General features: G+C 73.6%; 5 protein-coding genes. 3 read left to right on the top strand and 2 right to left on the bottom strand.

Annotated elements, in window-relative coordinates; translation table 11 throughout:
- Positions 1-24: 24 nt before the first annotated feature.
- Positions 25-411, bottom strand: a complete 387-nt coding sequence (locus tag ACFV4N_RS39695) for a VOC family protein (protein ID WP_499677843.1) — start codon at positions 409-411, stop codon at positions 25-27.
- A 70-nt stretch (positions 412-481) separates the two neighbouring features.
- Positions 482-1,195 carry a PIG-L deacetylase family protein gene (locus ACFV4N_RS39690; protein WP_499677842.1) on the bottom strand — a complete coding sequence of 238 codons (714 nt, stop codon included), beginning with the start codon at positions 1,193-1,195 and terminating at the stop codon, positions 482-484.
- A gap of 159 nt (positions 1,196-1,354) precedes the next feature.
- Between ACFV4N_RS39690 and ACFV4N_RS39685 the strand changes: the two genes are divergently transcribed.
- The 3 genes from ACFV4N_RS39685 to ACFV4N_RS39675 all read left to right on the top strand — a co-directional run.
- Positions 1,355-2,944, top strand: a complete 1,590-nt coding sequence (locus ACFV4N_RS39685) for an ABC transporter substrate-binding protein (RefSeq protein WP_499677841.1) — start codon at positions 1,355-1,357, stop codon at positions 2,942-2,944.
- Positions 2,941-3,924 (top strand): ABC transporter permease, encoded by a 984-nt coding sequence (locus tag ACFV4N_RS39680; RefSeq protein ID WP_499677840.1) that lies wholly within the window; start codon positions 2,941-2,943, stop codon positions 3,922-3,924. The genes ACFV4N_RS39685 and ACFV4N_RS39680 overlap by 4 nt, the downstream gene beginning before the upstream one ends.
- Positions 3,921-4,960 (top strand): ABC transporter permease (locus ACFV4N_RS39675; RefSeq protein WP_499677839.1); only part of this gene is annotated, 1,040 nt, incomplete at its 3' end. The genes ACFV4N_RS39680 and ACFV4N_RS39675, both read left to right, overlap by 4 nt.

Below are 4,960 nucleotides of genomic sequence, written 5' to 3'. Positions count from 1 at the left end.
GCCCCACGTCGTTCCGGACCCGTCTCAGGCGGCCCCGTCGAGCCGCTGGTTGAAGAACCACTCGTGGCCCTCCACGTCCACCACCTTGAACACCCGCATGCCCTGCGGGGTGTTGGTGGGCGGGAACGCGACCTCGCCGCCCGCACCGGTCACCCGCTCGTGCAGCGCGTCGGCGTCCTCCACGTCGACCGAGACCATGGCGTTGACCGCGCCGCTGTTGCGCGGGTTGCGGTACTCGCCGCCCGGACCCGCCAGGTAGACGGGGTCGCCGAGCGGCGTGCTCATCTCGGCGTGGAAGACGGTGCCGTCCTCGTGCGCGTAGCGCTTGTCCTCGGTGAAGCCGAACGTGGTGCTGAGCCAGTCCAGCGCGGCGGCGGCGTTCTCGTACTTGAGGTATGGGATCGCAGGCATGGGCAGAGGGTGGCACCCGGCCGGTGTGCGGTGATGCCCAGAATTGAACACCCGGGACCGGCCACGCCGGTCAGCCGCCGACGACGAACTCCAGCGTGATCGCCGGGCGCCCGTCGTAGCGCCGGCCGTTGGCCTCGAACAGCCCCGTCAACGGGGTCCGCACGTCGGTGGCGCCCAGCGCGCCCAGGTAGGCGCGGTGCGCCTCCAGGGACGCGACGGCCAGGTCGACCGACCCGCTCACGTCCACCGCGTGCGTCGGCCGGGGCGAGGCCAGCATCGCCACGTGGCGCACGCCCGCCCAGCGCTCGCCCGCCCCGGGGAAGATCCAGCGGTTGCCGGCGTCGGCCACCGCGTCGAGCAGGGCGCGGCCCACGGCGCGGTGGTCGGCGCTGTTCCACCGGTTCGTGAACGTCTCGTCCCGGTGGTTGTAGCCCACCACCAGGTCCGGCCGGTGGCGGCGGATCGCGGCGGCCAGGTCGCGGCGCAGCGCCACCCCCTCCTCGACCACGCCGTCGCGGTGCCCGTCCAGGAACTCCACCTCCTTCACGCCCACCAGCTCGGCGCTGGCGCGCTGCTCCCGCTCCCGCACCTCCGCCGACTCGGCCGGGTCCAGGCCGTCGATGCCCGCCTCGCCCCGGGTCACCAGGACGTAGACCACCTCCTTGCCCGCCGCGGTCCACGCCGCCACCGCCCCGGCACCGGAGAACTCGATGTCGTCCGGGTGGGCCACCACGCACAGCACGCGGGTGAAGTCCTCCGGCACGTCCTTCAATCGCTCGGTCATGCCCGCACGATCGCACCCGCCGCCCGCGCCCGTCTGTGCCGAACTGCGCATCACAGGTCGTCCCGGATGCCTACTTCTGAGCAGTCGCCCGCGCGCGCCGGCCACTAGCGTGCCGCCGACGGTCGCCGAGCGCGACCCTGCTCTGGATCAGGAGGTGCGATGTCCATGTCGGACGGTCGTGGTTTTAACCGGCGAGCCTTGTTGCGCGGGTTCGCCGGTGTGTCGCTCGCCGCGACGCTGCCGGGCGCCCTCGCGGCGTGCGGTGGGTCCGGCGCGGGACCGCTGGCGCAGAGCGCCGCGCCCTCGGTCGAACCCAAGCGCGGCGGTCGGTTGCGAGCCGCCTTCATCGGCGGCAGCAACGAGACCGCCAACATCCTGAAGTCCACCAACACGCCGATCGACTACGTCCGCACGCGCGTGGTCTACGACGTGCTGTGCGACATCGACGCCGACGGCAAGCCCACCCTCGTGCTCGCCGAGGAGATCGCCCCCAACGCCGACGGCACCCAGTGGACCATCAGGCTGCGCGAGGGCATCACGTTCCACGACGGGCGCACCATGACGTCCGAGGACGTGCTGCACACGCTGCGCACCTACGTGGACCAGAAGTCCAACACCGCGCCGCTGCTGATGGACATCGACCTGGCCAATGCCAAGCGCCAGGACGACCGCACCCTCGTGCTGCCGATGCTGCGCCCGCACGGCTTCCTCGACCTCGCCCTGACCCAGGGCGTGTTCGTGTTCTCCAAGGACACGACCGACTTCAACAAGGCCATCGGCTCCGGCCCGTTCACCGTGGACCGGCTGGAGCCGGGCAAGGGCGGCCTGCTCAAGCGCAACCCGAACTACTGGCGCCCCGAGGGCGGCCCGTACCTCGACGAGCTGGAGCTGCTGTCCATCGCGGACCCGGAGGCGCGGCTCAACGCCCTCAAGGCCGGGCAGCTCGACTACGCCGCCAGCATCCCGCTGACCTCGGCGCGCGTCGAGCGCGACAACGCCGACGTGAAGCTGTTCGTGCCGCCCAAGTGGGAGTGGGCGAACTTCGGCGCGTCCATGAAGCGCACCAAGGAGCCCTTCACCGACCCGCGGATCACCCAGGCCCTGCGGTACGCGGTCGACCGGCAGAAGATGGTCGACAACGTCACCCTCGGCTTCGGCGAACTGGGCAACGACCTGTTCGGCAAGCACCTGCCGTACTACGCGGAGGACCTGCCGCAGCGCGAGTACGACCCGGAGCGCGCCAAGAAGCTGCTCAAGGACGCCGGCATGTCGGACCTGAAGCTCAAGATCCGCACCAGCGACTACGAGTACGGCCTCACCGAGGGCGCCGTCGCGTTCGCCGAGCACGCCAAGGCCGCCGGCATCACCATCGAGCTGGACAAGGTGCCCGCCGCCGACTTCCTCGCCGACTACAAGGTGTTCATCGGCGCGCAGTTCCAGTCGGCCAACCGCAAGCCCCGGCCCCTGCCGCTGGACGTGCTGTTCTTCTACGGCTCCGACGCGCTGCTGCCGTTCACCGGCCTGGCGGGGGAGAAGGTCGACCAGCTCGCCGCCTCGGTGCGCACCGCCGTCACCGAGGAGCAGCGGCGCACCTCCATGGGCGACCTCCAGGAACTGCTCAGCGAAGAGGGCGGCGACCTGGTGTGGGCCCGCGCGCCGATCTGCTCGGCGGGCACCCCGAAGGTCAACGGCGTGAAGTCGTTGGGCTACCCCGGTTTCCCCAGCTTCCGCGACGCGTTCCTGGCATGACCGCGGAGGTGGCGGTGCGGCGGGCCGGGGGGTTGCCCCGGCTCGTCGCCCTCCGGCTGGTGGCCGGGCTCGGGGTGCTGCTGGCGGTGTCGGCGATCGTGTTCACCGCGACCGAGCTGGCCCCCGGCGACGCCGCCACCGCCGCGCTCGGCCCCGACTCCGACCCGGCCTCGGTGGTCGCGATGCGCAGCGAGCTGGGCCTCGACCGCCCGGCGGTGGTGCGCTACCTGGACTGGCTGTGGGGCGCGGTGGGCGGCGACTTCGGCGTGTCCTACGTCAGCCACCGCCCGGTCTCCGACGTGATCGCCGAGCGGGTGGGCAACACCGCCCTGCTCGGCGGGCTCGCCGTGGTGCTGCTGGTGCCGCTGGCGATCGGCCTCGGCGTGTGGTCCGCCCTGCGCGCCGGCCGCGCCGCCGACCGGATCGTGTCGGGCGCGACGCTGGGGCTGGTGTCCGTGCCCGAGTTCGTCATCGGCACCGTGCTGGTGGTGGTGTTCGCCGTGCAGCTGGGCGTGCTGCCCGCGGTGTCGTTCGTGCCGCCGGGGCAGCAGCCGCTGGACTCCCCGGAGATCCTGGTGCTGCCGGTGGTCACGCTGCTCGCGGTGTGCCTGGCCCACAACGTGCGGCTGGTGCGCGCGGGCGTGCGGGAGGTGTCCGCGGGGGACGCGGCGGAGAACGCCCGGCTCAACGGCGTGCCCGAGCACCGGGTCGTCCTGCGCTACGTGCTGCCCTCGGCGCTGCCGCCGGCCCTGCCGGTCTTCTGCCGCTACGCGGGGTTCCTGCTCGGCGGCGCGTTGATCGCCGAGACGATGTTCGGCTACCCGGGGCTCGCCTCGGCCCTGGTGACCGCCTCGGCCGGGCGCGACGTCCCGGTGGTGCAGGCGGTGGCGCTGGTCGCGGCGGCCGTGACCGTCCTGCTCAACCTCCTCGGCGACGTGCTCGCCGTCCTGCTCGACCCGAAACGGGGGGTGACCCGGTGACGTCGCAGACGCGGCGCGGCACGCGGGTGCCGTGGGGCCTCGTCGTGCCCCTGGGCCTGGTGCTGCTGGTGGCCGTGCTCGGTCCGCTGCTGGCTCCGCACGCGCCCGACGAGTCGGTGTCGTTCCCGTTCGCCCCCTCGGCGCCCGGGCACCCGCTGGGCACCGACTACCTGGGCGCGGACGTGCTGAGCAGGCTGCTGCACGGTGGCCGGGCGCTGGTGCTCGTGGCGCTGGCCGTGCTGGTGGTCACCTACGCCCTCGCCACGGCGGCCGGGATGCTCGCCGCGCACCGGGGCGGCTGGGTGGACCACACCGTCATGCGCACCGCGGACGTGCTGATGGGCCTGCCCGCGATCGTGCTGCTCACCGTGATCGTCACGGGCGTCGGCCGCGGCACGGGCGGCGCGGCGGTGGCGATCACCGTCGTCCTGCTGCCCGACATCGTCCGCGTGGTGCGCACCGCGACCGCCAGCGCGCTGGCCCGCGACTACGTCGAGGTGGCGGTGGCGCGCGGCGAGCCCGGTCGGTCCGTGCTCGCGCGCGAGGTGCTGCCCAACCTCGGTCCCGTGCTGGCCGCCGACCTCGGCGTGCGGTTCGTCGCCGCGGTGTACGCGGTGGCCACGGCGAGCTTCCTCGGCCTCGGGGTGCAGCCGCCGACCGCCGACTGGGCGTTGATGATCTTCGAGAACCGGGGTGGCCTGGCGTTGCAGCCGCTCGCGGTGCTGGCCCCGGTGGCCGCGCTGGTCGTGCTGCTGGGCCTGTCCAGCGCCCTGGCCGACCGCCTGGCCGTCGACCGCTCGCCGCGCCGGCCACCCCGCCGCGCGCGGGTGGCGCGCCCCGTCTCCGACGACCCCCGACCGGTGGCCGCCGCGGAGGTGGTGGACCTGCGCGTCGCCGCGGCGGCCACCGGCCGCGTCGTCGTGGACGGCGTGCACCTGGCCGTGCGGCCGGGCGAGGTGCTGGGCCTGGTCGGTGCGTCCGGCAGCGGCAAGACGACCATCGCCCTGGCCCTGCACGGCCACCTGCGCCCCGGGCT

The organism is Actinosynnema sp. NPDC059797 (assembly GCF_042732085.1).
GTDB lineage: Bacteria > Actinomycetota > Actinomycetes > Mycobacteriales > Pseudonocardiaceae > Actinosynnema.
This window is presented reverse-complemented; position numbering and strand designations above follow the sequence as displayed.

Coding starts and splice junctions, on each gene's coding strand:
- ACFV4N_RS39695 (WP_499677843.1), bottom strand. CDS start 411: ATGCCTGCGATCCCATACCTCAAGTACGAGAACGCCGCCGCCGCGCTG.
- ACFV4N_RS39690 (WP_499677842.1), bottom strand. CDS start 1,195: ATGACCGAGCGATTGAAGGACGTGCCGGAGGACTTCACCCGCGTGCTG.
- ACFV4N_RS39685 (WP_499677841.1), top strand. CDS start 1,355: ATGTCCATGTCGGACGGTCGTGGTTTTAACCGGCGAGCCTTGTTGCGC.
- ACFV4N_RS39680 (WP_499677840.1), top strand. CDS start 2,941: ATGACCGCGGAGGTGGCGGTGCGGCGGGCCGGGGGGTTGCCCCGGCTC.